At 64.6% G+C, this 26,428-nt stretch carries 24 protein-coding genes; 10 read left to right on the forward strand and 14 right to left on the reverse strand.

All coding sequences use genetic code 11. The features are described from left to right. Window positions 1–2: 2 nt before the first annotated feature. From topA to PV760_RS02490, 3 genes are all read right to left on the reverse strand, one after another. Window positions 3–2,726, reverse strand: coding sequence for a type I DNA topoisomerase (topA, locus tag PV760_RS02480; protein WP_354627083.1), 2,724 nt, complete (start codon window positions 2,724–2,726; stop codon window positions 3–5). Between the two features lie 124 nt (window positions 2,727–2,850). Next, window positions 2,851–3,561: an ArsR/SmtB family transcription factor gene (locus PV760_RS02485; RefSeq protein WP_026267060.1), complete on the reverse strand. Its 711-nt coding sequence runs from the start codon at window positions 3,559–3,561 to the stop codon at window positions 2,851–2,853. Further along, window positions 3,558–5,207, reverse strand: coding sequence for a DUF7059 domain-containing protein (locus PV760_RS02490; protein WP_354627084.1), 1,650 nt, complete (start codon window positions 5,205–5,207; stop codon window positions 3,558–3,560). Before PV760_RS02490 ends, PV760_RS02485 begins: the two co-directional genes overlap by 4 nt. A 93-nt stretch (window positions 5,208–5,300) precedes the next feature. Here PV760_RS02490 and PV760_RS02495 point away from each other — a divergent pair, with 93 nt between their 5' ends. Then, complete coding sequence (locus PV760_RS02495) at window positions 5,301–5,744, forward strand: DUF6023 family protein (RefSeq protein WP_052247271.1); 444 nt, start codon at window positions 5,301–5,303, stop codon at window positions 5,742–5,744. Between the two features lie 66 nt (window positions 5,745–5,810). Further along, complete coding sequence (locus PV760_RS02500; RefSeq protein WP_018777021.1) at window positions 5,811–6,338, forward strand: DUF6023 family protein; 528 nt, start codon at window positions 5,811–5,813, stop codon at window positions 6,336–6,338. 8 nt (window positions 6,339–6,346) lie between these two features. On the opposite strand, the gene trhO is transcribed toward PV760_RS02500, so the two are convergent. Then, window positions 6,347–7,243: an oxygen-dependent tRNA uridine(34) hydroxylase TrhO gene (gene trhO, locus PV760_RS02505; protein WP_055971129.1), complete on the reverse strand. Its 897-nt coding sequence runs from the start codon at window positions 7,241–7,243 to the stop codon at window positions 6,347–6,349. A gap of 127 nt (window positions 7,244–7,370) precedes the next feature. Between trhO and PV760_RS02510 the strand changes: the two genes are divergently transcribed. Both PV760_RS02510 and PV760_RS02515 read left to right on the forward strand, forming a co-directional pair. Further along, window positions 7,371–8,066, forward strand: a complete 696-nt coding sequence (locus PV760_RS02510) for a GNAT family N-acetyltransferase (protein WP_079580963.1) — start codon at window positions 7,371–7,373, stop codon at window positions 8,064–8,066. Between the two features lie 83 nt (window positions 8,067–8,149). Then, on the forward strand, window positions 8,150–10,492 hold the full coding sequence (locus tag PV760_RS02515; RefSeq protein WP_064721415.1) for a DEAD/DEAH box helicase: 2,343 nt from the start codon (window positions 8,150–8,152) through the stop codon (window positions 10,490–10,492). A 12-nt stretch (window positions 10,493–10,504) separates the two neighbouring features. On the opposite strand, the gene PV760_RS02520 is transcribed toward PV760_RS02515, so the two are convergent. The 7 genes from PV760_RS02520 to ssd form a co-directional block, all read right to left on the reverse strand. Continuing rightward, window positions 10,505–10,867 (reverse strand): Rv3654c family TadE-like protein, encoded by a 363-nt coding sequence (locus tag PV760_RS02520; protein ID WP_039242804.1) that lies wholly within the window; start codon window positions 10,865–10,867, stop codon window positions 10,505–10,507. Next, entirely contained in the window at window positions 10,864–11,250 is a 387-nt protein-coding gene (locus PV760_RS02525; protein WP_055971123.1) for a TadE family type IV pilus minor pilin, read from the reverse strand. The genes PV760_RS02520 and PV760_RS02525 overlap by 4 nt, the downstream gene beginning before the upstream one ends. Beyond that, window positions 11,247–11,597 carry a DUF4244 domain-containing protein gene (locus PV760_RS02530; protein WP_231949019.1) on the reverse strand — a complete coding sequence of 117 codons (351 nt, stop codon included), beginning with the start codon at window positions 11,595–11,597 and terminating at the stop codon, window positions 11,247–11,249. The genes PV760_RS02525 and PV760_RS02530 overlap by 4 nt, the downstream gene beginning before the upstream one ends. A gap of 169 nt (window positions 11,598–11,766) precedes the next feature. Then, window positions 11,767–12,408, reverse strand: a complete 642-nt coding sequence (locus tag PV760_RS02535; RefSeq protein ID WP_354627085.1) for a type II secretion system F family protein — start codon at window positions 12,406–12,408, stop codon at window positions 11,767–11,769. After that, window positions 12,408–13,199 (reverse strand): hypothetical protein, encoded by a 792-nt coding sequence (locus PV760_RS02540; RefSeq protein ID WP_354627086.1) that lies wholly within the window; start codon window positions 13,197–13,199, stop codon window positions 12,408–12,410. Before PV760_RS02540 ends, PV760_RS02535 begins: the two co-directional genes overlap by 1 nt. Further along, a complete protein-coding gene (locus PV760_RS02545) occupies window positions 13,196–14,389 on the reverse strand; it encodes a TadA family conjugal transfer-associated ATPase (protein WP_354627087.1) in 1,194 nt (397 codons plus the stop codon). Before PV760_RS02545 ends, PV760_RS02540 begins: the two co-directional genes overlap by 4 nt. Beyond that, complete coding sequence (ssd, locus tag PV760_RS02550; protein ID WP_354627088.1) at window positions 14,386–15,504, reverse strand: septum site-determining protein Ssd; 1,119 nt, start codon at window positions 15,502–15,504, stop codon at window positions 14,386–14,388. Before ssd ends, PV760_RS02545 begins: the two co-directional genes overlap by 4 nt. Window positions 15,505–15,664: 160 nt before the next feature. Between ssd and PV760_RS02555 the strand changes: the two genes are divergently transcribed. Both PV760_RS02555 and PV760_RS02560 read left to right on the forward strand, forming a co-directional pair. Next, window positions 15,665–17,353 (forward strand): bifunctional 3'-5' exonuclease/DNA polymerase, encoded by a 1,689-nt coding sequence (locus tag PV760_RS02555; protein WP_354627089.1) that lies wholly within the window; start codon window positions 15,665–15,667, stop codon window positions 17,351–17,353. 173 nt (window positions 17,354–17,526) lie between these two features. Then, window positions 17,527–17,727, forward strand: a complete 201-nt coding sequence (locus PV760_RS02560; RefSeq protein ID WP_179128305.1) for a YegP family protein — start codon at window positions 17,527–17,529, stop codon at window positions 17,725–17,727. Between the two features lie 21 nt (window positions 17,728–17,748). Here PV760_RS02560 and PV760_RS02565 read toward each other — a convergent pair whose 3' ends face one another. Genes PV760_RS02565 through PV760_RS02575 form a run of 3 tightly spaced genes read right to left on the reverse strand, consistent with a single transcriptional unit; the run spans window position 17,749 to window position 20,686 of the window. Next, window positions 17,749–18,426: an NUDIX hydrolase gene (locus PV760_RS02565; protein ID WP_018777034.1), complete on the reverse strand. Its 678-nt coding sequence runs from the start codon at window positions 18,424–18,426 to the stop codon at window positions 17,749–17,751. Beyond that, window positions 18,423–19,217 (reverse strand): endonuclease III, encoded by a 795-nt coding sequence (gene nth, locus PV760_RS02570; protein ID WP_354627090.1) that lies wholly within the window; start codon window positions 19,215–19,217, stop codon window positions 18,423–18,425. The genes PV760_RS02565 and nth overlap by 4 nt, the downstream gene beginning before the upstream one ends. An 11-nt stretch (window positions 19,218–19,228) precedes the next feature. Beyond that, window positions 19,229–20,686: a hypothetical protein gene (locus PV760_RS02575; RefSeq protein ID WP_354627091.1), complete on the reverse strand. Its 1,458-nt coding sequence runs from the start codon at window positions 20,684–20,686 to the stop codon at window positions 19,229–19,231. A 427-nt stretch (window positions 20,687–21,113) separates the two neighbouring features. On the opposite strand from PV760_RS02575, the gene acs reads away from it, so the two are divergent. From acs to PV760_RS02595, 4 genes are all read left to right on the forward strand, one after another. After that, complete coding sequence (gene acs / locus PV760_RS02580) at window positions 21,114–23,159, forward strand: acetate--CoA ligase (RefSeq protein ID WP_354627092.1); 2,046 nt, start codon at window positions 21,114–21,116, stop codon at window positions 23,157–23,159. A gap of 157 nt (window positions 23,160–23,316) precedes the next feature. Further along, window positions 23,317–24,105: a DeoR/GlpR family DNA-binding transcription regulator gene (locus PV760_RS02585; protein ID WP_354627095.1), complete on the forward strand. Its 789-nt coding sequence runs from the start codon at window positions 23,317–23,319 to the stop codon at window positions 24,103–24,105. Between the two features lie 87 nt (window positions 24,106–24,192). Further along, window positions 24,193–24,942 carry an ABC transporter ATP-binding protein gene (locus PV760_RS02590; RefSeq protein ID WP_039242814.1) on the forward strand — a complete coding sequence of 250 codons (750 nt, stop codon included), beginning with the start codon at window positions 24,193–24,195 and terminating at the stop codon, window positions 24,940–24,942. Then, window positions 24,935–26,305, forward strand: a complete 1,371-nt coding sequence (locus PV760_RS02595; protein ID WP_235338949.1) for an FtsX-like permease family protein — start codon at window positions 24,935–24,937, stop codon at window positions 26,303–26,305. The genes PV760_RS02590 and PV760_RS02595 overlap by 8 nt, the downstream gene beginning before the upstream one ends. The last annotated feature ends 123 nt before the right edge of the window (window positions 26,306–26,428 follow it).

Below are 26,428 nucleotides of genomic sequence, written 5' to 3' on the forward strand. Positions count from 1 at the left end.
GGCTACTTCCTCGCCGCGGCTTTCTTCGCCGGGGCCTTACGTGTAGTGGTCCGCTTGACCGGTCCCTTGGCCCGCTTTTCAGCCAAGAGCTCGACGGCGCGTTCCCGGGTCAGTTCCTCAAGCGAGGTTGAGCGCGGGACAGTGATGTTCGTGACGCCGTCCGTGATGTAGGGCCCGAAGCGGCCTTCCTTCACGACGATGTTCTTCTCCGACACTGGGTCAGGGCCGAACTCGGCCAAGGGCGGGACGGCCGCCCGCGCTCCACGTTGTTTGGGCTGCGAGTAGATTTCCAACGCCTGGTCCAGAGTGATCGTGAAGATTTCCTCTTCGGATCCGATGGACCGCGAGTCCGTGCCCTTCTTCAAGTACGGACCAAAACGGCCGTTCTGGACTGTAATGGGGTTGCCTTCGGCGTCCTCGCCCAGGACCCTCGGAAGGCTCATGAGCTGCAGCGCTTCATCCAGGGTCACGCTGTCCACCGTCATGGACTTGAAGAGCGAACCGGTGCGCGGCTTTGCCTTGACCGGCTTCTTCGGAGGCTTGGGCTTGCCGTTCTTGTAATACTCGACCGGTTGGTTGGCCAACTGTTCCTCGGTCATTTCCGGGATGATCTCGGTGACGTAGGCACCGTAGCGACCATTCTTTGCCACAACCGTGTGACCGGTGTGCGGGTCGGTTCCCAGAACGCGTTCCTCGGGAGCGGCTGTCTCCATGAGCTCTTTGGCTTTTTCGGCCGTGAGCTCGTCGGGAGCGAGTTCCTCAGGGACATTGGCACGGGCAGACTCAACTACCTCGCCCGTCTTCTCATCCACCGTGGGGATGGAGCTCTCCAGGTAGGGTCCGAACTTGCCAACGCGCAGTGTGATGCCTTCGGCGATCGGCACCGAGTTGATTTCCCGCGCATCAATTTCGCCCAGGTTGTTGACGATGCTCAGCAGGCCGGGATCGGCGTCTTCACCGTAGTAGAAGTGCTTGAGCCAGGCGGTACCCGCTGCCTGGCCGTTGGCGATCTTGTCCAGGTCGCCTTCCATGTCGGCCGTGAACTCGTAGTCCACGTAGTCCGTGAAGTGCTGCTCCAGCAACCGGATCACCGAGAAGGCAATCCAGCTGGGAACCAGGGCAGAGCCCTGTTTCCGGACGTATCCGCGGTCCTGGATGGTGGAAATCGTGGACGCATATGTGGATGGGCGGCCGATGCCGCGCTTTTCCAGCTCTGCGGTGAGGGACGCTTCCGTGTACCGCGGGGGCGGGGACGTTTCGTGGCCAACAGCAACGATGTCCGAAGCAGTCAGGGAATCGTCCTTGGCAACGTTCGGCAGGCGGCGGGCTTCATCGGATTCGTCGTCGCCGCGGCTTTCGTCCTTGCCCTCTTCGTAGGCGGCAAGGAAGCCGGGGAACGTAATGACGGTGCCGGAGGCGGAGAACTCTGCGTCACGTCCATCGGCGGCAACTGCGCCCAGGCGGATCGTGGCAGTGGATCCCTTGGCATCGGCCATCTGCGAGGCGACGGTGCGCTTCCAGATGAGTTCGTACAACCGGAATTCGTCGCCGCTAAGCTGCTTGGCAACCTGGGCCGGAGTGCGGAAGGAGTCACCAGCGGGGCGGATGGCTTCGTGGGCTTCCTGGGCGTTGGCCGCCTTGTTTGCGTAAACGCGCGGGCTCTGGGGTACGTACTCGGGTCCGTACAGTTCAGCAGCCTGGCGGCGGGAAGCGGTCAGCGCTTCATCGCTCAGCGCCGAGGAGTCGGTACGCATATAGGTGATGTAGCCGTTTTCATACAGGCGCTGCGCGATCTGCATGGTGCTCTTGGAGGAGAACCGGAGCTTGCGGCCGGCTTCCTGCTGCAACGTCGAGGTTGTGAACGGAGCTGCAGGCCGGCGAGTGTACGGCTTGGTGTCTACGGAACGGACACGGAAATCAGCGTTTTCCAGCCCTGACGCCAGAGACGTGGCCAGTTCCTCGTTGAGATGGACAACGTTGCTGGACGTGAGCTGGCCGTTGTCGTTGAAGTCGCGGCCGCTGGCCACCTTGGCACCATCCACGGCGGCGAGCTTGGCCTTGAAGGATCCTGATCCTGCGCCGAACTGCCCCGTCAGGTCCCAGTACGAGGCTGCCCGGAAGGCCATGCGTTCGCGTTCACGGTCCACGACCATGCGGGTCACCACGGATTGCACGCGGCCCGCCGAGAGTCCGCGGGCTACTTTGCGCCACAGCACGGGGGAAATTTCATAACCGTAGAGCCGGTCGAGGATACGGCGGGTTTCCTGGGCATCGACCAGCGCCGTGTCGACGTCGCGCAGGTTGTTCATGGCCCGGTGGATGGCTTCCTTGGTGATTTCGCCAAAGGTCATCCGGTATACGGGAACCTTGGGCTTCAGGACCTCCAGGAGGTGCCACGCGATGGCTTCGCCTTCGCGGTCCCCATCGGTTGCGAGGTAGAGAGCGTCAGCATCTTTCAGCTGGGCTTTGAGCTCGGCAACCTTTTTCTTCTTGTCGGGAGACACCACGTAGTAAGGCTTGAAGTCGTTTTCGATGTCCACCGCGAACTTGCCCAGCGAAGTCTTCTTCAGTTCTGCAGGGAGGTCTGACGGCTGGGGAAGATCCCGGATATGGCCGATGGAAGCCTCGACGATGAAGCCCTCGCCAAGGTACTTGGCGATGGTCTTGCTCTTGGCCGGAGACTCCACGATCACGAGTTTCTTGCCGGTTTTTGCCTTGCTGGGCACGGTGCTCCTACAGAAAAAATGTGTAATTGGGCTGCTGCCCATATTGGCCTAGTTCACCATAGTTTGCAGAATCCTGCGTTTTGGCCAGGGAAACCAGGCGGTCCTTCGGGGACCTGGGATGGTGCTATTGGCCCGGTGCCACGCGGTCGTCAGGGATCATTGACCACAAGGTTGCCATTCGCTGCGCACCCTCGGGAATCCGGGTGGGATCCTCAAGTTCGTACTCCCGCACAACCTCCCGGATCCTGTCCGCAAGCTCTTTCCTCTGCGGGTTGGTCAGGTACAGCAGGTTGCTTGAGAGGACCACGGCTGCGGGCTCCTCCCCCGTTTCCCCCCGCTGACGCCGCTCACCCCGGGCTTTGGCAAATGCCGATGCCCTGCGTCGGAAGGCGTCCAGTTCCAAGTCCACCACTGCGATCTCCGGGCTGGCGACGCTGCCTCCGGAAATCGTGAAGTCCGTCCCGGCCGCTTTCCAACGCCTTTCACGGGCATCTCCCGAGTTCTCCGCCGGTGCCACAATTCCCCACTTTTGGAGAGCCCGGAGGTGGTAGCTCATGGCGCTCGGGGTCAGGCCCGTCCTGGCGGCAAGTTCGGTGGCCGTGTGGCTTACCTGGGTAGCGTAGAGCTCGGAGATGACCTCAATGCGGGCAGCATGCGCCAAGGCGCGGATAGCCTTGGGATCGGTAATCTCAACCGTCTTCTCTGCCCGCTTCCGCCGCGGGGCGTCTCCCGACGTTTGGGATGTCTCGTTGTTCGCAATCACTTCATCAGTGTAGTCAGGGTCACTATCGGGGCGACCGGACGTCGACGGGCGCGGCACGCCTGGGCCATTCATGAGCCGTACCGCTCCGGGTCGGGAAGCAGGAAACCATCGAGGACCAGGTTGGTGACCTCGCTGAACAATCCCTCACGGAAAACACCTTCGTCGAAGGTATCGTCTCCGCCCAGCAATGCCACCAAGGCAGAAACGATCTGCCTGACAGACAGCTGCCCATCGCAGGCTGAAACAAAGCCGGCCAGTTCCGTGCTCAGCAGGTTGGTACGCCGCAGACCGGCCCCCTGACGCAGGAGGATGACACCCGGATGGGCTGCTCCAGGCCGTTGGTGGCGTTCCTCGGTCACGTCCTCGGCCACTATGAGATGCGCCTCCGGGATGGGGTGCGCGGACACCCAGTCCGCCCTCTCCACCGCGGAACCCAGATGTGGCCCAATCGGCTGCTCTATGGGATAGGTGATTTCCTCGAAGCGGTTGATAACGGCACCGTGCCCGGCCTCGGGGCGGCGCAGCAGGATCATGCCGAAACCGATTCCCTCGACATTCCGGGAAGCGAAGTCGCTGAGGTAGGCGGCGTAGGCGTCCTTGTAATGGCCGCCTTCACGGTTCTGCGAGGCGTCCTGCAGCCACGTTTCAGCGTATTGCTCCGGGCCAACCTGCTCGCGTTGGATAAACCACACATCCAAACCTGAATCCTTCAGCCAGGCCTTCGGACGGTCTTTCCAGTCCGCCCCCGCGGCAATCTCCCAGTTGCCCAGCATCTGCGCGGTACCGCCCGGTTCGAGGACGGAGGCGAGGGACTGCACGAGTGATGCCACGATCCCGTCACCTGCCAATCCGCCGTCCCTGTAGGTGAACTGCTCGGCAGAGGACTCACCGCCGGTGCGGGGAGTGATCACGAACGGCGGGTTGGACACCACCAGACCGAACAGTTCCCCGGCCACCGGCTCCAGCAGCGAGCCCAGCCTCAAGCTCACGCGGGCTTCCAGGTTGTCGGGGTCCAAGTCCAGCTCAGTGGCGTTGAGCAGGAGATTGAAGCGGGTGAAGGCGAGCGCCCGGGGGGAGATATCCGTGGCCGTGACATGCTCACAGTGGTGCAGGAGGTGGAATGTCTGGATCCCGCAGCCCGTCCCCAGATCCAACGCGCGTACGGTGTGGCGCCGGGACGTGGTCTGGACAAGCGTTGTGGAGGCCCGGCCAATCCCCAGGACGTGATCGTGCCTCAAAACCCCTGGCTGCTGATGGGCAGCGAGGTCGCTGGCCACCCACAGTTCCGCTCCACCGGTGCCGTCCGCGTTGGCATCCCAGCCATAGGGACGAAGGTCCACCCTGGCCTGGACCATCCCGGACTCAACAGTTACAAGTCCCAGACTTTCCAGTCCGCTCGACCCGGTTCCGGTCAGTGCGGCATCGACATCAGCGACGTTTTGCGGAACCGCCAAAAGCCACAGGCGGACAATGACAGCCAGCGCCCGGACGGCCGGGTCTTCGGAGAGCAGCTGACGTTCACTGGCCAACAGGGCTGGAACGAGCTGGTCCCGGGACAGCGCTTCCGAGGCTGACCCGCCCAGGAGCCCGGCCACTCCGTCCACGGTGTAGGAGATGGCACGAAGGTCCGAGGAGAGGGCCAGAAGAAGGTCCGGCTGGTCGCTGCGGGGAGCATCGTCAGTATTGCCGGCGGTAAACAAGGAAGCTGTGTCAGTCACCTTGCCAGTGTAGGTGCGGCACAGCTGCCCATGGGTTCGTCTGTCGCCCTATGTGGACAAAGCACGCCTTCCGAACCCGGTAGCGTTGGATCCATGCTCACTTTCTCCACTGCAAGGCGCCTTGCCGGCCTTGTTTCCATCGCTGCTGCCGCACTGCTGGGGGTCTCAGCCTGCCAGGCTCCGGTCAACATCCAGGATGCCGACGTCCCTGCGTGGAAGGAGAAAGTCCTCCCCGCTACCAGCACCGCTGTGTTGGAGGATTCAGGCAAAATCCTCAACCGGGATCCGCTTGTTAAGGAGTCCGCCGACGTTCCGGCCGGAAATTACACGCTCACCATGGCATGCGATGGCGGCGGCAAGGCCTACTTCGCGGTTTCTTCGGGCGGGAAGAAGATCACCGACGCCGCGGCAGCCTGCAACGCCAGCCTCGATGTGGTGAAGATCAAGGTGCCTGGAAACGGCCCTGTCAGCATCTCAACCAGCAGTGTTGACGCTCCTCTGATCTTTGCCTACCACCTGGTCCCTTCAGGCAGCTAGAACACCGCCACAACGATCCCCGGGGGCGGCCTTCAGCCGGAGCCCGCACGGGCGTAAAGTCAGCTCATGGGCAGCAAGGCAGCTCCCTCCGTAACGGCGCAGCGGCTGGCGAGGGCCGCCGTCGCACTCCTTGTGCTCTGCGGAAGCGTCAGCGCCTGCGAATATACGTACGAAGACGGCAGCAGGGCCGCGAGCAGTCCCGGCCCGACGTCCACCAACGTGGTTCTCCCGCCGGATCCAGCTCTGGAATCAACGGTCACCGGCAAGGCCCTGGATGAGTGGGCCACGGCCGCTCTGCCCGAATCCCAAGGGCAGGCGTTCTATTCAAGCAGCGGCTCCCTTGCCGCCGGCGAGTCAAGGACTGAGCAGACAGTCCAGCTGCCGGGCGGCACGTACGCGGTGACGTTGGCTTGCCGAGGCACGCGGCGGGTTTCGTTTTCGGTCAAAGTGGGCGAGGCAGAACTCGTCGATCTGACGCTGGGATGTGCCAACGCCCGGGTCAGCGTGGTCCAGCTGGAAAAGGACGCCGTGCTTGCCATTACCGTCGGGGCGGGCGCGGATGCGAACTTTGCGTATCGGGTAAGCAGGCTATGAGCTTTCGCTCAGGCCGCGTCGCAGCCACCGGGGCAGCGGAGCGTTTCCGGGCTTGACGCACATTCGGCGCAGTACAGAGTGAGCGTGCGGCAACTGGGGTTGGAGCAATTCTCGAACTTGTTGGTGGGCGATGCGCACCTCACGCACTCGCCGATGGTCTTGGCGTCTTCGCTGAATTCGACGTGCATGCGCTTGTCGAACACGTAGAGGGAGCCTTCCCAGAGGCCTTGGTCCTTGAACGTTTCTCCGTAGCGGACAATGCCGCCATCCAACTGGTAAACCTCTTTGAAGCCCCGGTTGACCATCAGGCTGGAGAGCACCTCGCAACGGATTCCACCGGTGCAGTAAGTCACCACCGGCTTGTCCTTGAGGTCGTCGTACTTGCCGGAATCGAGTTCCTTGATGAAGTCGTGGGTGGTATCCACATCCGGCACGATCGCATCCTTGAACTTGCCGATTTGGGCTTCGAACGCATTGCGGCCGTCAAAGAACACGACGTCGTCGCCGCCGGCCTTTTTCGCATCCACCAAGGCGTGAAGTTCCTCGGGCTGCAGGTGCTTGCCGCCGCCCACAACACCGTTCTCATCCACCTTCAACTCGCCCGGCGCGCCAAACGAAACGATTTCGTCGCGGACCTTGACGCTGAGCCGTGGGAAATCCGCGGCGCTGCCCTCTGACCATTTGAAGTCGATCCCATGGAAACCCTTGTACTCCCGGGTGGTTTTGACGTACTGCTTCATGTTGTTCAGTTCGCCGCCCACGGTGGCGTTGATGCCGTCCTTGGAAATGAGGATCCTGCCCGTGAGGCCCAGCTTTTCGCAGAGGGCGCGCTGCCACAGACGCACGGCGTCCGGGTCGGCGATCGGGGTAAAGCCATAGAAGAGCACAATTCGGTTCAAAGCCACTGTTAAAGGGTACTTGGTGCAGTAAAATCCGGTTGCGCCGGAGGGACTACGTCACAATTCAATAAGCAACGATCCTTCCGCTGACCTCGCTCTGTTCCTTCAGGGAGCGCTGGCATACTCTCTCTACATGAGTCCAGACGCCTTGGTTGAAGACATTGCTCACCTCTTGGAAGTCTGGGTGGCCGGCTGGTCCGGCTGCCGGGGCTATGAGTCACGCCAAGAGGGACGCTTCCCTGCCGCACTTCGCGCCGACAAGACAGGTGACTGGGAATATTTCGCCCACGACCCCTCCGACGAAGAGTTCGCTGTCCTGGCGGGCAAAACCGCAGAAGCCCCCACCCGGATCCTGACGGTGCTCACCAACGACGTCCAACGGTATAAGTACCTGGCCGAACAACAGGGCCTGAAAGTGACGTCCGCTTCACAAACCATGATGATCGTCGACATGGAAACCCAGGATGCCGAGGACCCCTGGCTTCCCGACGACGACCTTGAACTTGCCACCTCCGAATCCAACGGGGTCCACTACGCAGTGGTGCATTCCGGCGAAGAAGTGGCTGCCAGCGGCAGGGTGTATGTGGTGGACGGCACCGCCGTATTCGACAAGATCGTCACCGAACCCAGGTTCCAGCGCCGCGGACTGGGCAGCTTCATCATGAAGGCACTCGCCGCCCAGGCTTTCTCCCACGACGTCGAGAACGGCCTCCTCCTGGCCTCCCTTGATGGCCAGAAGCTCTACTCGCACCTTGGCTGGGACGTCGTGTGCCACGTGCTCATGATGTCGGCCAGTGGAGCGGATGGCTCGGACCTCTCCGGGGCCTGACGTTTGCCGCTTGGCGGCCGGGCTCGACGGCGGCTCCCCGGTGGGCCGCCGTCAGCGTCTCCGTAGAGTGACAGAATGATTCGGTGGCTGCACCGAATTCGCTGATCTCCTTGCTGGGCCGGACCCCCGACCCTGAGCAGCTTCGCCATGTCCACACGATCCCTGCTCGAAAGGCCGTCAATGAGCCTTGGCCGGCCTGGGTGCATCCGGATGTCGTGGCTGCTTACGACACCTTGGGTATCCAGGAACCGTACCGGCACCAGATCCAGGCCGCGGACATAGCCCATGGCGGCCAGCACGTGGTCATCGCCACCGGAACCGCTTCGGGGAAGTCCCTGGCGTACCAACTGCCGGCCTTGGATGCCATCCATCGATCCGAATTGCGGGTCCTGGCTGATCCGGGGAAAATCCACGACGACGGCGCCGTCACGCTCTACCTCTCCCCCACCAAGGCCCTGGCTGCAGACCAACTCGCCGCGATCCGCGCCTTGAAGTTGCCCACCGTCCGGGCCGAAACCTACGACGGCGACACTGACGTCTCGTCGCGTCGGTGGATCCGCGACCACGCCAATTTCATCCTGGCGAACCCGGACATGCTGCACTTCGGGATACTGCCCAACCACACGTGGTGGGCCAGGTTCTTCCGGAGGCTTCGCTACGTGATCGTGGACGAAGCACACAGCTACCGTGGAGTCTTTGGCTCGCATGTAGCGAACCTCATGAGGCGTCTGCGCCGGATCTGCGCCTACTACGGCGCGGGGACCTCCTTCCCCGAGCCGGTGTTCATCGCGGCCTCGGCCACCGCCTCCGATCCCGCTGTCTCCTTTGGCAGGCTTATCGGTGCCCCGGTGCGGGAAGTGTCCGAGGATTGCTCCCCGCACGGATCCACCACAGTGGCGTTCTGGGAACCTGCACTGACTGACGTCAAAGGTGAAAACGGGGCCAAACAGCGGCGGACGGCAGTCGCCGAAACGGCCGACATCCTGGCCAACCTGGTTTCCTCGCGGGTCCGCACCATCGCGTTCATCAAGTCCCGGCGCGGGGCGGAGTCCATTGCGTCCATTACCAAGAGGCTTCTGGACGAGGTGGATCCCAGCCTGCCGGGGCGGGTGGCTGCCTACAGATCCGGTTATCTGCCCGAAGAACGGCGTGCCCTGGAACAAGCACTGAGATCCGGCCAACTGCTCGGAGTCTCCAGCACGTCTGCCCTTGAACTGGGCATCGATATCTCGGGACTGGACGCTGTGCTGGTGGCGGGGTGGCCCGGGACGCGGGCTTCGCTGTTCCAACAGATTGGCCGCGCAGGGCGTGCCGGACAGGACGCGATCGCTGCGTTCGTTGCCAGCGACGACCCCCTGGACACCTACTTGGTGAATCACCCCGAGGCCATCTTTGACGTGTCGGTGGAAGCCACTGTCTTCGATCCGGGCAACCCCTATGTCCTTGGCCCGCACTTGTGCGCGGCGGCCGCGGAGTTGCCCATCGGCCCGGCGGAACTCGACCTTTTCGGCCCCACGGCAGAGGGCCTCCTTGATCGCTTGGTGGCCCAGGGCTATCTCCGCAAGAGGCCGGCAGGATGGTTCTGGACACACCCGGAAAGCGCAGCCGGGATGGTGAACCTGCGGGCCGACGGCGGTGGACCGGTGAGCATCGTGGACGCCGAGACCGGGTCCCTCCTGGGAACCATGGACTCGCCACAAACGCATTACCAGGCCCACACAGGGGCAATCTACGTCCATCAGGGCGACAGCTATCTGGTGGAGGATCTCAATGAGACCGACCACTGCGTCATGGTCCGCCGCGTGAACCCCGACTTCTACACCACGGCACGGGACGTGACGCAGATCGAGGTGCTGGAAACCACACGCACCGTTCAATGGGGCGACATCACCGTGCACTTCGGCGACGTCAAAGTAACCACCCAAGTAGTTTCCTTCCAACGCAAGGCATTGATTTCAAATGAGATCCTCGGCGAGGAACCGCTGGATCTCGGAGCCCGGGATCTCTTTACCAAGGCCGTCTGGTTTGTAGTGGACAACCGCTCGCTGCACGGCGCCGGACTGGTGGAAGCTGAGTTCCCCGGCGCGCTCCATGCCGCAGAACACGCCGCCATCGGCCTTCTGCCCTTGGTGGCGTCAAGCGACCGCTGGGACATCGGCGGCGTTTCCACCGCCCTGCACGCCGACACCGGGGTACCTACGATCTTTGTCTACGACGGACATCCCGGAGGCGCCGGATTCGCGGAGCGGGGCTTCGAAAAAGCCAAAACCTGGTTGACCGCGACCCGGGAGGCCATCAAGGCCTGTGAATGCGAGGCCGGCTGCCCGTCCTGCGTCCAGTCGCCCAAATGCGGCAACAAGAACAATCCCCTGGACAAGGCAGCCGCCATCACCCTCCTCGGCGTCCTGCTGAAGGACGCCGTCTAAGCGCTCCGGCAGTTACGGTGGGGGTCCCGCTCTGGCGTGGCCCGAGGCGACTCCTACGTTGAAGGGGTAAGCCAACTCGGTAACCACCTCCACGATCTCCCCACCTGTCACCACGCAGGATGCCAGGGTTACGTGGTGCTGCCCCACCACGCTTTCCGCCACGGCGCAAGGCTCTCCCGACGTCAGGCCCCGGGCAGCATCGGCTCCTGCAAGGGCCGCGAGGTCGGCAGCAGACGCCGCCCGGGAGGCCATGACCGCTGCTTGTGCCAACAGGAGCAGGCCAAGCAGGAGGGCGATCACCACAGCACCCAAGGCCAGCGCAAGCACCGTCCCGGACCCGCGCTCTGAATCGACGTTGATGGTTCGGTTCCTCATGGAGTTCCCGTCTCTGCGCGAGCGGCCGCCGAAGCTGTCAGGCGCCATGGGATCAACGACCCCAAGGCGCCCCCGACCGGTGATGAGGCAGTGACCGTGAGCCAGCTGCCGTCGTCGGTCACTGACGACGCGACGTCCTTCCCCGCAAGCCGTCCGACGGTATCTTTCACCGAGTCAATGGACTCGTCCCGCGCTGCGGCCCTGGCTCCGGCCCTCACAGCCTCTTCCAGCCGCAATTGTGTGAGGCCGGCAGCGCCGCCTGCCAACAGGAAAGCCAGTAGCAACACCACAGCCGGCAAGGCGACAGCGAACTCGGCAGTGACGGCGCCCCGCTCCCGCGCTGCTGCGACCACTCTCCTGCGGGCAGGCAGCACTTCTGTCATGGCAGCGACAAAGCCGTGCGGATGACGTTGAGCAGGAAGCCCCGGACTTCTTCGCTGCGCAGGATGACCACGAGCAATCCGGCCAGGCCAACGGCGGCCAGGGTGGTGATCGCGTACTCGGCGGTGGCCATGCCCGTTTCCGAACCCATCAACCCTTTCAGGGAGCCGGTCCGTGGGCGACTGTTCGACCGGCGGCCTTGCCTGGTTCGCAAACGCACGGATGTTGCGCCCGGTTCGGGTTCCCGGAGCGCCACAACCGCTTGGCTTGACTCGGCCTTACGGGCGGGGAGGGATGGGACACTTGGGCCGATGAGCTCGGCGAGGGGCGGGCTGACTGTTGTTTTCACGGTGTGTTCCTTTCAAGGGATGCCAGCATTCACTGGCTGCTTTGACTCTTCCGCGGCCCGGGCAGGCCTCGGAAGAACCGGATTCCTGCAAGTGGAAAACCCTCCGGATCGACCGCATGTGGAGGAGCAGTGCCGCGGAGCGCGGCCGAGCGACGGCGGAACGTCCGCTTCAGGCCGCGGGAAGCATGGCGATCAGTACGGGCACGATGCCCAGACAGATGAAGGCCGGAAGGGAGCAAAGCCCCAACGGCACCACGAGTTTCACGCCCAATGCCGCGGCACGTTTCTCTGCCGCCCGGAAGTGCTCGCGCCGTTCCCTGGCTGCCTGCGCATAGAGGATCGACGCGGAGGGAGCTCCGGTCAGAGCGGCGAAGGCGAGGGCATCCCTCAGGCGCAGCGCCTCAGGGGCGTGTCGCTGAGGCGTCTGCCACGCGGTTTCCCAGTCGGCGCCAATGGCCAGCGCCGCTACAACGGGTCTCAACGAGTGATTGATCGGGGGCGACGCCGCTCTGGCGAGGAGTTCCAATGCCCTCCCTATCCCCGCCCCGGCATCCAGCATGGAAGCCGTCAGCTCCAGCATCATGGCGGTGTCGCGAAGGCCGTCCGCTGCGGCGCTCACGGTCTCCCGAGCCTCGCCGTCCGACGCTGTGCCGGGCACGCTTGATGTGCCGGGCATGCTTGATGTCCCGGGCACGCCCGATCTACCGGCCCGATCTGCAAGGAGCCAGCTTGCGCGGTGCCGGAGCGGGAATGAAACGAACGCTGCGAGCGCCAGGACGCCCATCATCAAGAGGACCCATGCTCCGGGCATCAGATTCCTCCCACCGCGGCTGCAACCAACTTCGACGACCAGATGCGTCCCGCTGCTGTGAGCAGAAGCCCGGTCGCGAAAGTGGCAATGCCCCAGGGGTTGTCCAGCAGGATACCCAGGGGGTCCACACCCAGCGCCATGCCGAGCGCCAGCCCGAGCAGCGGCAGCCACGACAGCAGCCGAACGGTGGCCTTCGGCCCCGCGAGCGCTGTTTGGCGTGCCGCCTCGGCATCCTCTTCGGCTTCCAGTTGTGCCGCGAACCGGGCCAAGAGCTCTGCCAAGGGGCATCCACTGCTTTCGGCAACGTCGAGGCAGGCAGCCAGTTCCATCCACACCCTGCGCTCGGAGCTTCCCCGGGATGGGTAACTCTGCGCTGCAGTTCCGCGGATCGCTTCAGCCGGGGAATTTCCCACGCTGGACGCGGCCCGCGCCGCAGCCAGTACTTTTAGCGACGTGGCGGAAAGCGAGGCAACACCGCTTCCGGCCTGGGCAGGCGCGGCAGCTTCCCCCGAGGATCGGGAGGCATGGACAAGCCACAGTTCTTCCCATAGCCGTGACGTCCCCCGGCCTCCCCGCAGGAGTGCCGCCAATTGCTGGACCAGGACCACAAGGGGCAGGGCCCCGGCAGGTCGATGACGCCGCAACCGCAGGAACGGGAACTGGAGTGGCGAAGGGGCGAGAGCCTCCCCTTCCATGCCCAGGCTGTTCGCCAGGCGGCCGCGATCAGACTGGTTGCTCCGGAACTGCAGCCAGGCAGCCAAAGCCAAGGCGAGGACGAAGACGACTGTCATGGTTGGCGGTTCAGGGAAAGGCGACCGGAGAGTTCCGGCCACGCCGGTCCGTGCGATATCCCGGTTGGACCCAGGCTGAGGGCGGAGACCACTTCCGGTCCTTTCGGGGTTTGGGTCATCACTCCGATGGAAGCCACCCTGCGTCCGGAGTGGTTCCTGGCCACATGGATGATGGCGTCCAGGGCCGAGGAGACCTGCAACCGGACGGCCTCGGCGTTCAACCCGGCTAATGCGCCGAGGGCAACAAGGCGCGCGGGCACCGCTTCAGCTGTGTTGGCGTGAATGGTGCCACCGCCACCGGTATGGCCCGTGTTCAAGGCCGTCAGCAGTTCACGGACCTCAGCACCCCGGCATTCCCCGACGATCAGCCGGTCCGGCCGCATGCGCAGCGCCTGGCGGACCAGTTCACCCAGGTCCAATGTGCCTCCGCCCTCAAGATTTCCGTGGCGGGATTCAAGGCTGACAACGTGGGGATGGACCGGGTTGAGTTCTGCAGCGTCCTCAATCAGCACCATGCGTTCGCCCGGATCGCTGAGGCCCAGCAGGGTGGACAGGAGGGTGGTCTTCCCTGATCCCGTGGCGCCGCTGATCAGGAAGCTCAGCCTCTGCGCGATGATGGCACGGAGAACCGCCTCCACCCTGTCGCAGAACATGCCGCTTTCCCGCAGCTCCGCCAGTGTGAAGACTTCTTCGCGGCGGATGCGGATGGACAAGAGAGTTCCGGCGGTGGAGATGGGAGACAGCACTGCGTGCACCCGGTAGCCGCCCTTCAGCCGGACGTCCACGCACGGGGAACCATCATCCAGCCGGCGTCCCCCTGCGGCGACCAGCCGGGATGCGAGAGAACGTACCTGGTGCTCGGCGTCAAAACAAAGTGAACTGCGTTCCAGGCCTCGCCCGCGGTCGAACCACACCGAATCCGGTGCATTGACGAAAATGTCAGTGACGGCCGGGTCGTGGGCGAGCTGCTGTAAAGGTCCGAGCCCGTTCAGTTCGGCATTGATCGATTCTGCGGCTTCCAAAGCTCCGGCAGTGCCCAGCAACCTGCCGCTGGCCTGCACAGCTGCTGCCACCGAGGAGGGAGTGACTGGTCCGTTGTTGGCAAGTACCGAGCCGCGAACCGTTTCAAGCAGTACCGAGTCCAGTTTCGGGTTCTGCCGGCGGCGTGGACCGTCAACGAAGCGGCTCACTGGATGGCTCCGTTCAGCTCCAGCACCTCGTCTGTGAAGCGGCCGACGCTCTTGCGTCTGCCCATTTCAAGCAAGCGGCCCAGTTCCGTGCCTGCGGCGACGCCACGCACCTCGGGAACAACGCCGACCAATGGAAGCCCGAGCGATTCGGCGATGAAGGAGGGGCTGACGGGCGATGCGTTGCTCCCGCGCACGATCAGCCCTGTCTCCACGGGTGGAAGTTCGTTCAGGATCCGGGCGGATGCGACTGCAGACCTGAGGTGGGCGGTGGTCAGCAACAACAGTTTGTCGCAGTCCCACGCGAGTCTTCCCACGCCTTCGCCGCTGCGTCCGAGGTCCACGATAATGAGTTCGAACCCCCGGCGCGCAGCGTCCATGATGGCGGCAACGGCACCAGCATCGGGACTCTTCACCGCTTCCCGCGTCCCCGGCCAGGACAAGTACGCGAATCCACCGGCGGCAGGCAAGGAATCCCTGAACTGGGCAGGATCAATACTGCCCCGGCTTTCCTGGAAATCCGGCCATCGAAGACCCGGGACAGACCCGTCCGTCAGGGCAAGTTCCAGTCCACCTCCCCAAGGATCTCCGTCAATAAGGAGGGTACTGACGCCTTCCGAGGCTGCGGCCTGGGCAAGCCAGATGGCCGCTGTTGACGCGCCGGCGCCGCCGCATCCACCAACGATCCCCGTCACTGTTCCTCCGGGGTCGGGCGCTCCGGACATGCTCAGATACTCGGCCAGCCAAGCGGCTGCTTCCGGAAGGACTGCCACCCGGTCGGCCCCCAGCGCAGCAGCCAACCTCCAAAGCCCGTCTCCTTCACCCGCCCTGCCCAGCAGTACTGAGGGCGGCCGCCGTCGAGGTGGCAGTTCACGAACATCGCTGCCCACCAAGACAACGTCCGCGCTGTCCCATCCGTGGACGGCTTCGGTCACGCTGACGGCTGTTCGAAGCGTTCCACCTGCCGCGGCCACCACCCGTTTTGCCTCCTCCTGGAGGTACGGGTCCGCCGAAACGAGGAGTACCCCGGAGGCATCCCGGGGCAGCCACGATCTGTTCGGCTCCCCTTCCGTTGCGGGGCTGATGGATTGCCGGTGCCTACGATTTCGCTTGCTCATGGAACCACAGTGGCCGAATCCCGGAACCCCGGTAAGGAGCGGCCGCCCGTATGTGCAAAAACCGCCCACGCGATGCGCCAACAAGGGATGTGGAGGACAAGTAACACGCAAAAGTCCGGCTGTACACCGGCAGCGCAAGCAACAGGGCAGAATGGAATGCATGTATTTGCTGCTCGCCGCCCACCAGGATGGCGCAGCCATACAGCGGCTCTCCCCCACCGGGAAGGCAACTGCCGACGCCCGCGTCCTCACCCGTGGTGAGCTGGCCGGCGTCGTCCGTGAATTCGAAGCCCAGCGGCCCCGCTGGGTGTGGCAACGCGCGCAGGACTGGTACCCCGAACTGCTGGCCCAGGGCGTCGAGCTGGAGCGGTGCCACGACCTGGCGCTGTGCGGGGCAATCCTGGCGCATTCGGAATTCACCGCCCACACGGACTATGCGAAGAATGCGGTCAAGCTCACCCAGGACGACGACGTCCCTCCCCGCATCCTCCAGCCGCCACCACCGCCGGCGGACCAGGGCGCCCTCTTCGAGGACCTTTCCCCGGCGGCTCCGGGGGCTGGGCTGGCCGAACTGAAGGCGGAGTTCGCGGCCCAACAGCAAGCGGTCGCCGACCTGACTACTGACAACCAATGCAGGCAACGGCTGCAGTTGCTGCTCGCAGCGGAATCGGCGTGCGCGATCATTGCCGTCGAAATGCAGCATGCCGGGGTTCCCTGGCGTGAGGAGCTGCATCAGCAGATCCTGGCCGACGTGCTTGGCCCCCGACCGGCACCCGGACACAGGCCTCCTGCTTTGGAAGCTCTCTGCGCTGAGTTGCGGACCATCCTCAACTCCCCCGGTCTGAACCCCGATTCCCCGCAGGATCTGATGCGGGCCCTCCACCGCAACGGCATCGAGGTCAAGAGCACACGGCAGTGGGAACTCCAGGAGTCCAAGCACCCGGCCATCCAGCCGTTGCTCGCCTACAAAAAGCTCTCCCGGCTGCACACCGCCAATGGATGGGCATGGTTGGATGCGTGGGTCCGTGAAGGACGGTTCCATCCCGAATACGTGGTGGGTGGCGTGGTGTCAGGCCGCTGGGCCTCGCGTGGTGGAGGCGCCCTGCAGATCCCGCGCAATATCCGTGCAGCGGTCCACGCTGACCCGGGACACAAGCTGATCGTGGCTGACGCGTCGCAGTTGGAGCCCCGGGTTCTGGTGGCCTTGGCCCAGGACACAAAAATGGCCGAGGCTGCCCGCGACAAGGACCTCTACGCCGGCATCGCAGCCCAAGGCTTTGGCGGCGACCGGGCGAAGGCGAAGATTGCACTGCTGGGTGCGATTTACGGAGCCACCACCGGCGAATCGGGCAGGCTCATGCCCCAATTGGCCCGAACGTATCCCCGCGCCGTGGGGTTCGTGGAACAGGCCGCCCGCGAGGGCGAGGCCGGCAGGACTGTCACTACCCGGCTTGGCCGGAGCAGCCCGCCGCCCTCTGTTGGGTGGCTGCGGAGCCAGCAATCGACCACCGCCGAGGAACAACGCCGGGCGGACAATATGGCCCGCTCACGCGGCCGCTTCACACGCAACTTTGTCGTCCAGGGTTCTGCAGCTGAGTGGGCTGCCTGCTGGCTCGCGGAATTACGACGCCGGTTGCGGGCTTTGCGCTCGGAAGGGTCGCCGTCCGGGGAGCTCGTGTTTTTCCTGCACGATGAGGTGATGGTCCACGCCCCCGATATCGCCGTGGACGCCTGCATCCGTGCCATTGAAGAGTCCGCTGCGGCTGCGAAAGAGCTCATGTTCGGGCGGATCCCGGTGGAGTTCCCGGTGAGCGTCGCCGTCGTCGAATCCTATGACAAGGCGAAATAGCCGCACAGTAGCCGCCAGGTTGAACACTTTCCAGTCACATCTCGCCGTATGAGGCGCGATGACCCACGAATGACGGTTGACTTTGGTTCGCCGCCGCTTGCCGATATTTTCACAGTGTGGGCAGCTTCAGCGACCCACAGGGCATGCAGGAAAGCATCACAAGGGGGAAAAGCATGGCAGGCAGGTTTGAAATTCTCAAGGAAAACGATCGGGCATACCGGTTCCGCCTCACGGCAGCCGATGGAACCGTGGTGGCGGAGTCGCCGACGTTCCCGCACCTTGACGGCGTTGTGGCCGGTATCAAGGCCGTTCGGGAGAATGCGGCCACCGGCTTGATCGTGGACCGTTCGACGCCGGCACGCAAGGCCGCCTGAACGGCTGCACCGGCGGCGCTGTCAGAGGTCGAGATGGTGAAGGTTGGCTCTGTCCCAAGGCACAGTCCAACCCAGCTCGTCGAAGAGGCCGCTGAGGACCATACCGGTGAAGCCCCACACCAGCACGCCGTTGATGGTGAAGCCCGGGCTTGTGTAGGTTCGGCCCAAGCGGGAAATCGTGGCGGTGACGCGGTTGGCAGGGTCCAGCAGATCCCGGACCGGAACTCTGAACACCTGTGCCGATTCAGCGTAGTCCACCACACGGACAGGCGACGGAGCATCCCACCATGCCAACACCGGCGTTACCCTGAAGTTGCTGCGGATGAGTCCAAGCTCCGGGATCACGCCAAGGACGCGGACACCGCCGGCATCCAGCCCCGTTTCTTCTACTGCTTCGCGCAGGGCGGCTGCCACCACTGACTCGTCTTCTGGGTCCACGCTGCCGCCCGGGAATGCCACTTGCCCCGGGTGGTCATCCAGGGTGTGCGCCCGTTCCAGCAGCAGGACGTCAAGGTCTGCGGGTGCGATCTGCCGTCCTGACTCGGCGGGAACATCATCAAGGACGCCAAAAAGCATGAGGACGGCAGCTGCGCGGTTGGTCTCGGCCGTGACCGGGAGCAGGTCCCATAGGGCGGAATCCTTCTGCTGGCCCGCCTCAAAACGGGACACCAGCGCGGTCAGTTCCTCCAGCGCGGTCACCCGGGCCTCCTTTGCGATTCCATGCGGATCTCCGCGGCGCGGTCTGTCTCGGCCAGCAGCCTTTCCAGCAATTCCTCGTTGCCGGGGGCCAGCTCATACTTCAGGAGTTTGGCGGCCTTGACGGGGTCCGTTTCGCCTTCCCCGTAGCTGGGACACAGGCTGGCCACCGGGCACGCGCCGCAGGCCGGCTTCCGGGAGTGGCAAACCCGCCGTCCGTGGAAAACCACACGGTGCGACAACATGGTCCAGTCCCGGGGTTCAAACAATTCGGCGACATCAAATTCGATCTTGACGGGGTCGTCGGACTCCGTCCATCCGAATCTGCGGGCCAGGCGGCCAAAGTGCGTGTCAACGGTGATTCCGGGAATCCCGAAGGCGTTTCCCAGGACCACATTGGCGGTCTTGCGCCCGACACCAGCGAGCGTCACCAGGTCCTCAAGCCTGCCGGGGACCTCACCGTCGTACTCATCCACCAGCCGCGTGCTTAGCGCCAGGACGTTCCGGGCTTTGGCCCGGAAGAAGCCCGTCGGCTGGAGGATCGCCTCCAGCTCGGCGGGCTCGGCTTCGGCCATGGCCCGGGCATCGGGGTAGCGGGCGAACAGTATCTTGGTGACCTGGTTGACCGCGACGTCCGTGGTTTGGGCGGATAGGACCGTGGCCACCACCAGCTCGAAGGGATTCCTGAAGTCCAGCTCCGCGTGCGCGTAGGGATACTTCTCAGCGAGGACCCTGTTGATCTTGCGGGCCCTGCGCTTGAGTGCAAGGAGGGAGCCGGCTTCGGCGATGGCCACGGCGTCCCTGCCTAGCCGCGTTCGATGTTGCTGAGCTCCCGGAGAACCCCGACCTTGCCGTCGGTGTCCTGGACCAGGAACTCATGGCCACGGTCTTCGAGCGCGAGCACCCAGCCGCCTGGTTCGATGACGAAGGCTGGAGCGCCCGATTGTTCGTCGTACGCAGTGCGGGGCTGGGCCACGGCGAACCAAAACGCCTCGTACTGCGGCGCGTCGGACTCTTCCGGCCGGCTGGCGGGATCCACGGTTGCGCCGATGGTGTCGCTGACCTTCCGGGTATCTCCGGAAACGATCGGGGTGGCCATGGTGGCAGCCCACGGCTGTTGGGTAGCGGCCTGCTGGGCTCCTGTCTGCGGCGCGGCGGGCTGCTGTGCGGCCGGCCGCTGCGGGTGCTGGGTGGTGGCCGGCTCGGCAGCCACGGGCCGGGAGTCCGCGGACTCGTCCGCGGTCTGCTGATCCTTCACGGCGTCTGCGCGCTCAGGCGACGCTGACCCGGCGTGTTCAGATACGGCAGCGGCTTCGGGGCCGGCAGCCGGCTCCCCAAAGGGCTTGGAGTCGGCAGAGTGCACGACGGCGGGAGCTTCCGTTACAGGCGACGGCGTGCTTCCGTAGGTTGCCGGCGGAGCAAAGGGGCTGGCGACGGCATTGGCACTGCCAGTAGCGGAGTTTCCGGTGCCGGGAGCACCCGCGCCCGGGCCGGCTGCAGATGCGGCAGTGGCAGCGGGACCGGATGCCGGGTACGCCGCTGAGGACCCTTGATAACCCGCACCCGCGTTGGCAGCGCCCGGAGTGACCGTTGACGTCGTCGCGGTGGGCTTGGGAGCCTTGGGCTCTTTCGGTGCCTTGGGTGCAACCGGCTTGCGGCTGGGCACCGCTGCTTCACGGGCGACAACATGGGCCGGAGTCTCAGCGCGGCCCTTGAAATCGGCGGACAGCAAGGGCAGGTGCGGGGCAAGGACCGTCGCGGCCAGCAAGCCCACGGAACCAATCAAGCCCAGAAGCACGCTGCCATTGAAGTCAATGGCAAGGGTCAGGAAGAACAGGGGGAACGCAAAGGACGCTGTCACGGAGGCGAACTGATCGATGGACAGCGAGCCAACCCGGATGATCGTCCCCGGCTGCAAGCGCCGGGCGACGAAGAGGGCAACAACAACCAGGGGCAGGATGATGCCCAGCAGGAGGAAGAACAGGTTTCCGAGGTTCCACAGGTTGTAGAGCGAGCCGAACATCGGCAGGAGGGACGCGACGAACATCAGCAGCGTCGAGCCAAAGACGGTGAGGTCCCGGATGGTGAAGGGGCCGGCGACGGCGTCGAACTTGGCGGCGCCGTTTGTTGTGGCATCGCTTTTTCCCGGCACGGCAGAGGTACCCTGCGCAGCGGCGTTGCTACTTGCTGCTGTGGCCGTTCCAGCCGTGGTGTCCGGTCCCGTCGGCTGTGAGTCGTGCGGTCCTGGGCTCAGCTGGTTCATGTATTTCTCCTTCGTACGGCGGCGCCTTGGGCAGTCCGGTCCGGTGATCCACGCGGGATTCCGCGGCAACACCGGACACGCCTGAAGATGCGTCCCAAGACTTCTTCAGCCTATGCCACCCCACTGACAGCCTTCTAGCTGAAAACGGTCATACTGCCCGGCCCACAGGGAACTCCAAGGTTACTTACAGAATCCGGCACGCCTTCCGGGGTCCGCAGCGGCAGGCGGGCACCGCCGTCGGGCGTCATGTAAGCGTTTCCTAGACGCCCAAGGTGCCATTCGGCGCTAAAAATGCGCCGCTCGCTGCCACGTTTGTGACCACGCACACGTAGGACCTTTCGAGGCGATAGTGTGGAAGGCGGACAATACTCTGCGGACCTCACGGCGGGCTCCGCGCAGCAAAGATCGATGAATAATGAGGTTCACCATGTCCCAGGACACCACCGGATCCACGGCCACCGCTGCAGCTTCTTCGGCTCAGAACGGGCAGGCCCCACACGTAGAGGCGCTTGAAAACCTCCTTCACGAGAACCGCAAGTTCGCGCCTTCGGAAGAGTTCGCCTCGAACGCGATCACGTCAGCGGATGCCTATAAAGAAGCTGAGGCTGACCGCCCGGCTTTTTGGGCCAAACAGGCCCGCGAGCTGCTGACCTGGGATAAGGACTTCACCGAGGCCCTTGATTGGTCCAACCCGCCGTTCGCGAAGTGGTTTGTCGGTGGCGAGATCAATGCGGCCTACAACGCACTGGACCGGCACGTGGAGAACGGCCTGGGCGACCGCGTCGCCATCTACTTCGAGGGTGAGCCCGGTGATACCCGCAGCTACACGTACGCGGAGCTGACCGAAGAGGTCAAGAAGGCCGCTAACGCCTTCGAGTCCCTCGGCGTGGCCAAGGGCGACCGTGTGGCCGTGTACCTGCCCATGATCCCCGAAGCGGTCATCACGTTGCTGGCCTGCGCCAGGATCGGTGCCGTGCACTCCGTGGTGTTCGGCGGCTTCTCCGCTGACGCGTTGCGTTCCCGGATCGAGGACGCCGAAGCCAAGCTGGTGGTCACCGCTGATGGCACGTACCGCCGCGGCAAGCCCAGTGCATTGAAGCCAGCGGTGGACGAAGCCCTGTCCAAAGAGGGCCACACGGTCCAGAACGTCGTGGTGGTCAAGCGCAACGGCGAGGACGTCAACTGGGTCGAAGGCCGCGACCTGTGGTGGTCCGACACCGTGGACAAGGCATCCAACGAGCACACCGCCGTCGGGCATGACTCCGAGCACCCGCTGTTCATCCTCTACACCTCCGGTACCACGGGCAAGCCCAAGGGCATCCTGCACACCACCGGCGGCTACCTCACCCAGGGCGCCTACACCCACAAAGCCGTGTTCGACCTCCACCCCGAAACGGACGTGTACTGGTGCACCGCCGACGTCGGATGGGTCACCGGCCACTCCTACGTCACCTACGCACCGCTCATCAACGGCGCCACCCAGGTCATGTACGAAGGCACCCCCGACTCCCCGCACCAGGGCCGCTGGTGGGAAATCGTGGAAAAGTACAAGGTCTCCATCCTCTACACCGCCCCCACCGCGATCCGGACGTTCATGAAGTGGGGCCGGGACATCCCGGACAAGTACGACCTCTCCTCCATCCGCGTCCTCGGCTCCGTAGGTGAATCCATCAACCCCGAAGCGTGGATGTGGTACCGGGACGTCATCGGCGGCAACGCCGGCAAGAACGGCGAGAAGAAAGAACACCCGGCCCCGATCGTGGACACCTGGTGGCAGACCGAAACCGGCGCGCAAATGATCGCCCCGCTGCCCGGTGTGACCGCCACCAAGCCCGGCTCCGCGCAGGTTCCGCTGCCCGGCATCGCCGTGGACGTGGTGGACGAAAACGGCCAGTCAGTAGCCAATGGCGAAGGCGGCTACCTGGTGGTCCGCGAACCGTGGCCCTCCATGCTCCGCGGCATCTGGGGCGACCCGGAACGGTTCAAGGACACCTACTGGTCCCGCTTTGAGGCCATGTACTTCGCCGGCGACGGTGCCAAGAAAGACGAAGACGGCGACGTCTGGCTCCTGGGCCGCGTGGACGACGTCATGAACGTCTCCGGCCACCGCCTCTCCACCACCGAAATCGAATCCGCCCTCGTCAGCCACCCGTCCGTCGCCGAAGCAGCAGTGGTCGGTGCCGCTGACGAGACCACCGGCCAGGCCGTCGTCGCGTTCGTCATCCTCCGCGGTGACGCCGTGAACAACGGCGACGAAACCGTCCTGGAACTGCGCAACCACGTGGGCAAGGAAATCGGACCGATCGCCAAGCCCAAGCAGCTGCTGATCGTCCCGGAACTGCCCAAGACCCGCTCCGGCAAGATCGTGCGCCGTCTCCTCAAGGACATCGCAGAAGGCCGCGACACCGGCGACGCCACCACCCTGGCCGACCCCGGAATCATGACCCAGATCGCCGAGTCGCTGCGCAAGTAGCGTCCCGGACCCGGCATAACGACGTCGCCGCCCACCTCCCGGGGTGAGCGGCGACGTCGTGCGTTTAATGGCGTCGTCACGCCTTTAAACGGGGGCCGCGCCATAGACTGGAGCCAGACTCAGACCCATGTTTGACGAGGATCCCAGAAAGGCCCTGATGCTTCAGGCAGCACGCCACTCCGCCATCATCGATGCCGTCCAGCGCGAACGCGTGGTGCGGGTCTCTGATCTTGCCCAACAGCTGGGTGTCTCCCCCATGACCGTTCGCCGGGACATCGAAGCCCTCGAGGAAACGGGCCGGGTTGAGCGCATCCATGGCGGAGCCAAGCTGCCGGGCGACGCCAGCACCCACGAACCCGGATTCGAACTGAAATCCACGCAGCTTACCGCCGAAAAGCATGCCATCGCCGTCGAGGCTGCTTCCATGATCCAGGAGGGCATGGCGATTGGCCTGAGTGCAGGTACCACCACCTGGGCCCTGGCCAAGGAACTGGTCAATGGGCCCCGGATCACCGTGGTGACCAACTCCGTGCGGATTGCGGATCTTTTCCACCACGGCGCGTCCTCGGGCCCTGGCCGCTTCGGATCCACGGTGATCCTGATCGGCGGCGAGCGCACCCCGTCGGACGCCCTGGTAGGCCCGATCGCCACCGCTTCGCTGAAGCAGCTCCACCTTGACCTGCTTTTCCTGGGTGTCCACGGCATGGACGCGCAAGCCGGTTTCACGACTCCCAACCTGCTGGAGGCAGAGACCGACCGCGCCTTCATGGCCTCGGCACGCAGCACCGTTGTCCTGGCCGACCACAGCAAATGGGGCGTGGTGGGCATTGCCTCGATTGCCCAGCTGGAAGAGACGGATGAACTCATTACCGACTCGCTTCTTGGGGAAGATGCGCGCCGCGTACTGGCTGAAAGCGTCGCGAAACTGAGGATCGCGGAGGCGTAAGCCCTCATACCCCGGGTGGAGGCCGGCGCGCAGAGTTCACCCGGTAGACGGACGCTGCGGCGTGGGCTCATTGGCGATGCTGGTCTTATGAACGCCATCCTCCACGCTCAGCAACTCACCAAGCACTACCCCGGCAGCATCGCCCTGGACCACGTCGACTTCACTGCGAATGCCGGGGAATCCATCGCGATCATCGGGCCGTCAGGTTCGGGCAAGACGACGCTTCTGCATTGCCTCGCCGGAATTTTGAGGCCCGACGCCGGCTCCATCACCTTGAGCACTCCCTCGGCGCCGCTCCGGTTGGACAGCCTGGGGGACGCGGCACTCTCGCGCCTGCGACGCGAAGAGTTCGGCTTCGTCTTCCAGCAGGGAATGCTCCTGCCGGAACTGACTGCCGTGGAGAACGTCGCCCTGGCGTTGATGCTGAACGGCACCGACCGCCCGACGTCCGAGTCCCGCGCTGCGGAGTGGCTCGCGGCCCTGGGCCTGGCGGGTATGGAACAGCGCCGGCTCGGTGAACTGTCCGGCGGACAGGTCCAGCGTGTGGCCATCGCCCGTGCCCAGGTGACAGGTGCCAGGGTGGTCTTTGCCGATGAGCCCACCGGCGCCCTGGACTCGGCAACGTCAGCCGAGGTCCTTGATGTGCTGCTGCATTCTGTGGCCGCCAACGGGCGGACCCTGCTGGTTGTCACCCACGATCCCAATGTGGCTGCGCGCTGCCAACGCGTGGTGGAACTCCGCGATGGCAGGATCGTGGCGGACAGCGGCAGCACCGTTGCCAGTCCGGTCCAGGCGGCTCACGCGACCACTAACTTCAAGGGTGCCTTCAATGTCTAGCCTCAGCCTGGCCCTGCGCCTCACCCCGTATCTCGCGCGAAGCAGTGGCAGCAGCCTCCGCGAAACCGCCCTTCGCGACGCCGGGCTGCCCATCCTTGCGTTCGGGACCGTCACTGCCCTCCTGCTCACCGTTGCCGGTGGCTCACAGGTCTTCTGGTCCTGGACTGACGGCATCGCCGGCACTTACCAGGCCTTGGCCGTCGTCGCCATGGTCCTGCTCATCATCCCGTTGCTGACCCTCGGCGCCTCAGCCGCGCGACTGGCCGCCCGGCGTCGTGATGACCGCTTGGCTTCCTTGCGGCTGCTGGGCGCGAACAGCGCGACGGTGGTCTGGATGACGGTCATTGAGTCCACGGCCCTGGCAGCTGTAGGCGCGGTGGCTGGTGCCGGACTGTACGCCTGCGCGGCTCCGTTCCTGGGCCTGATCCAGTTCCGCGGTCAGGCGATCGGCGGCCACGCGTGGTTGTCCGTGCCTTCCATCCTTGGCTGTGTCCTGGCGGTCTGCGTTCTCGCAGCGGCGAGCGCCGCGTTGGGACTGCGGAAGGTGGTGGTGACGCCGCTGGGCGTCCGGACCAGGCAGACGGCCGACGGCGCCCATTGGGTTCGCGGTCTCATTGCGGCTGTTGTTGTGGTGACCGGAGTGGTGGCGATGGGGATGCTCAGCAGCTTCGGGGCTTTCATTGTGATCATCGCCGTGATGGGCGGCTGCTTCGGTTTGGCCCTCCTGGCGCTGAACCTCATGGGCCCCTGGATCCTGCGCCTGCGGGCATCCTCGCAATTGAAGCGTGCCAAGGGTCCGGAGCAGTTGTTGGCTGCAAGGACCGTACTGGAGAGTCCCAAGGAATCGTGGCGGCAAGTTGGGGGCGTCGCGATGACCAGTTTTGTGGGAGTCTTCGTCGGGGTGGGCATGGCGGTGGCCGACACCATGGGAGGCAGTGCGGGGGACGAAACCGCCCTGCTGGTCCGGGACATCAATACCGGTGTGATGATCACGCTGCTGGGTTCGTTCCTGATGGTGGCATGCTCAGCCGGGGTGAACCAAGCTGCGGCAGTCCTTGACCGGGCCTCGACACTGGTAGCCCTGGACCGGGTGGGAATGCCCCGGAAACTTATGGCGGCGGCACGGGTCAAGGCAGTGATGTCGCCCCTGTTCCTGGTGGCGGGCATTTCCGCAGCTGCTGCCGCCGTCCTGGTCCTGCCGCTGACAGGTGCCGTCCTGTTGACCCAGCCTGTGGTGTTCCTGACCATCGGCGGGGTGTTCGCGGCCGGGTTCCTGCTGGTCCGCCTGGCTGTCGCGGCCGGCACTGCGCAGATCGGCCAGGTGCTGGCCCGCCCGGAGCGCTACGCGAGCATGGACTCGTAGGCCCCGCTGCCCGCGCCGAGGTGGCACTTGATGACAGTGTTTGCATGGCAAAGTCAATTGGTGGGAGCAACGCTGGGGGTTAGGCCGCTTGTAGCAGCTGGTTTAGCCGGTTGGCTGGGGTCT

It is taken from the genome of Paenarthrobacter sp. CC6 (genome assembly GCF_040560085.1).
GTDB lineage: Bacteria > Actinomycetota > Actinomycetes > Actinomycetales > Micrococcaceae > Arthrobacter > Arthrobacter nicotinovorans.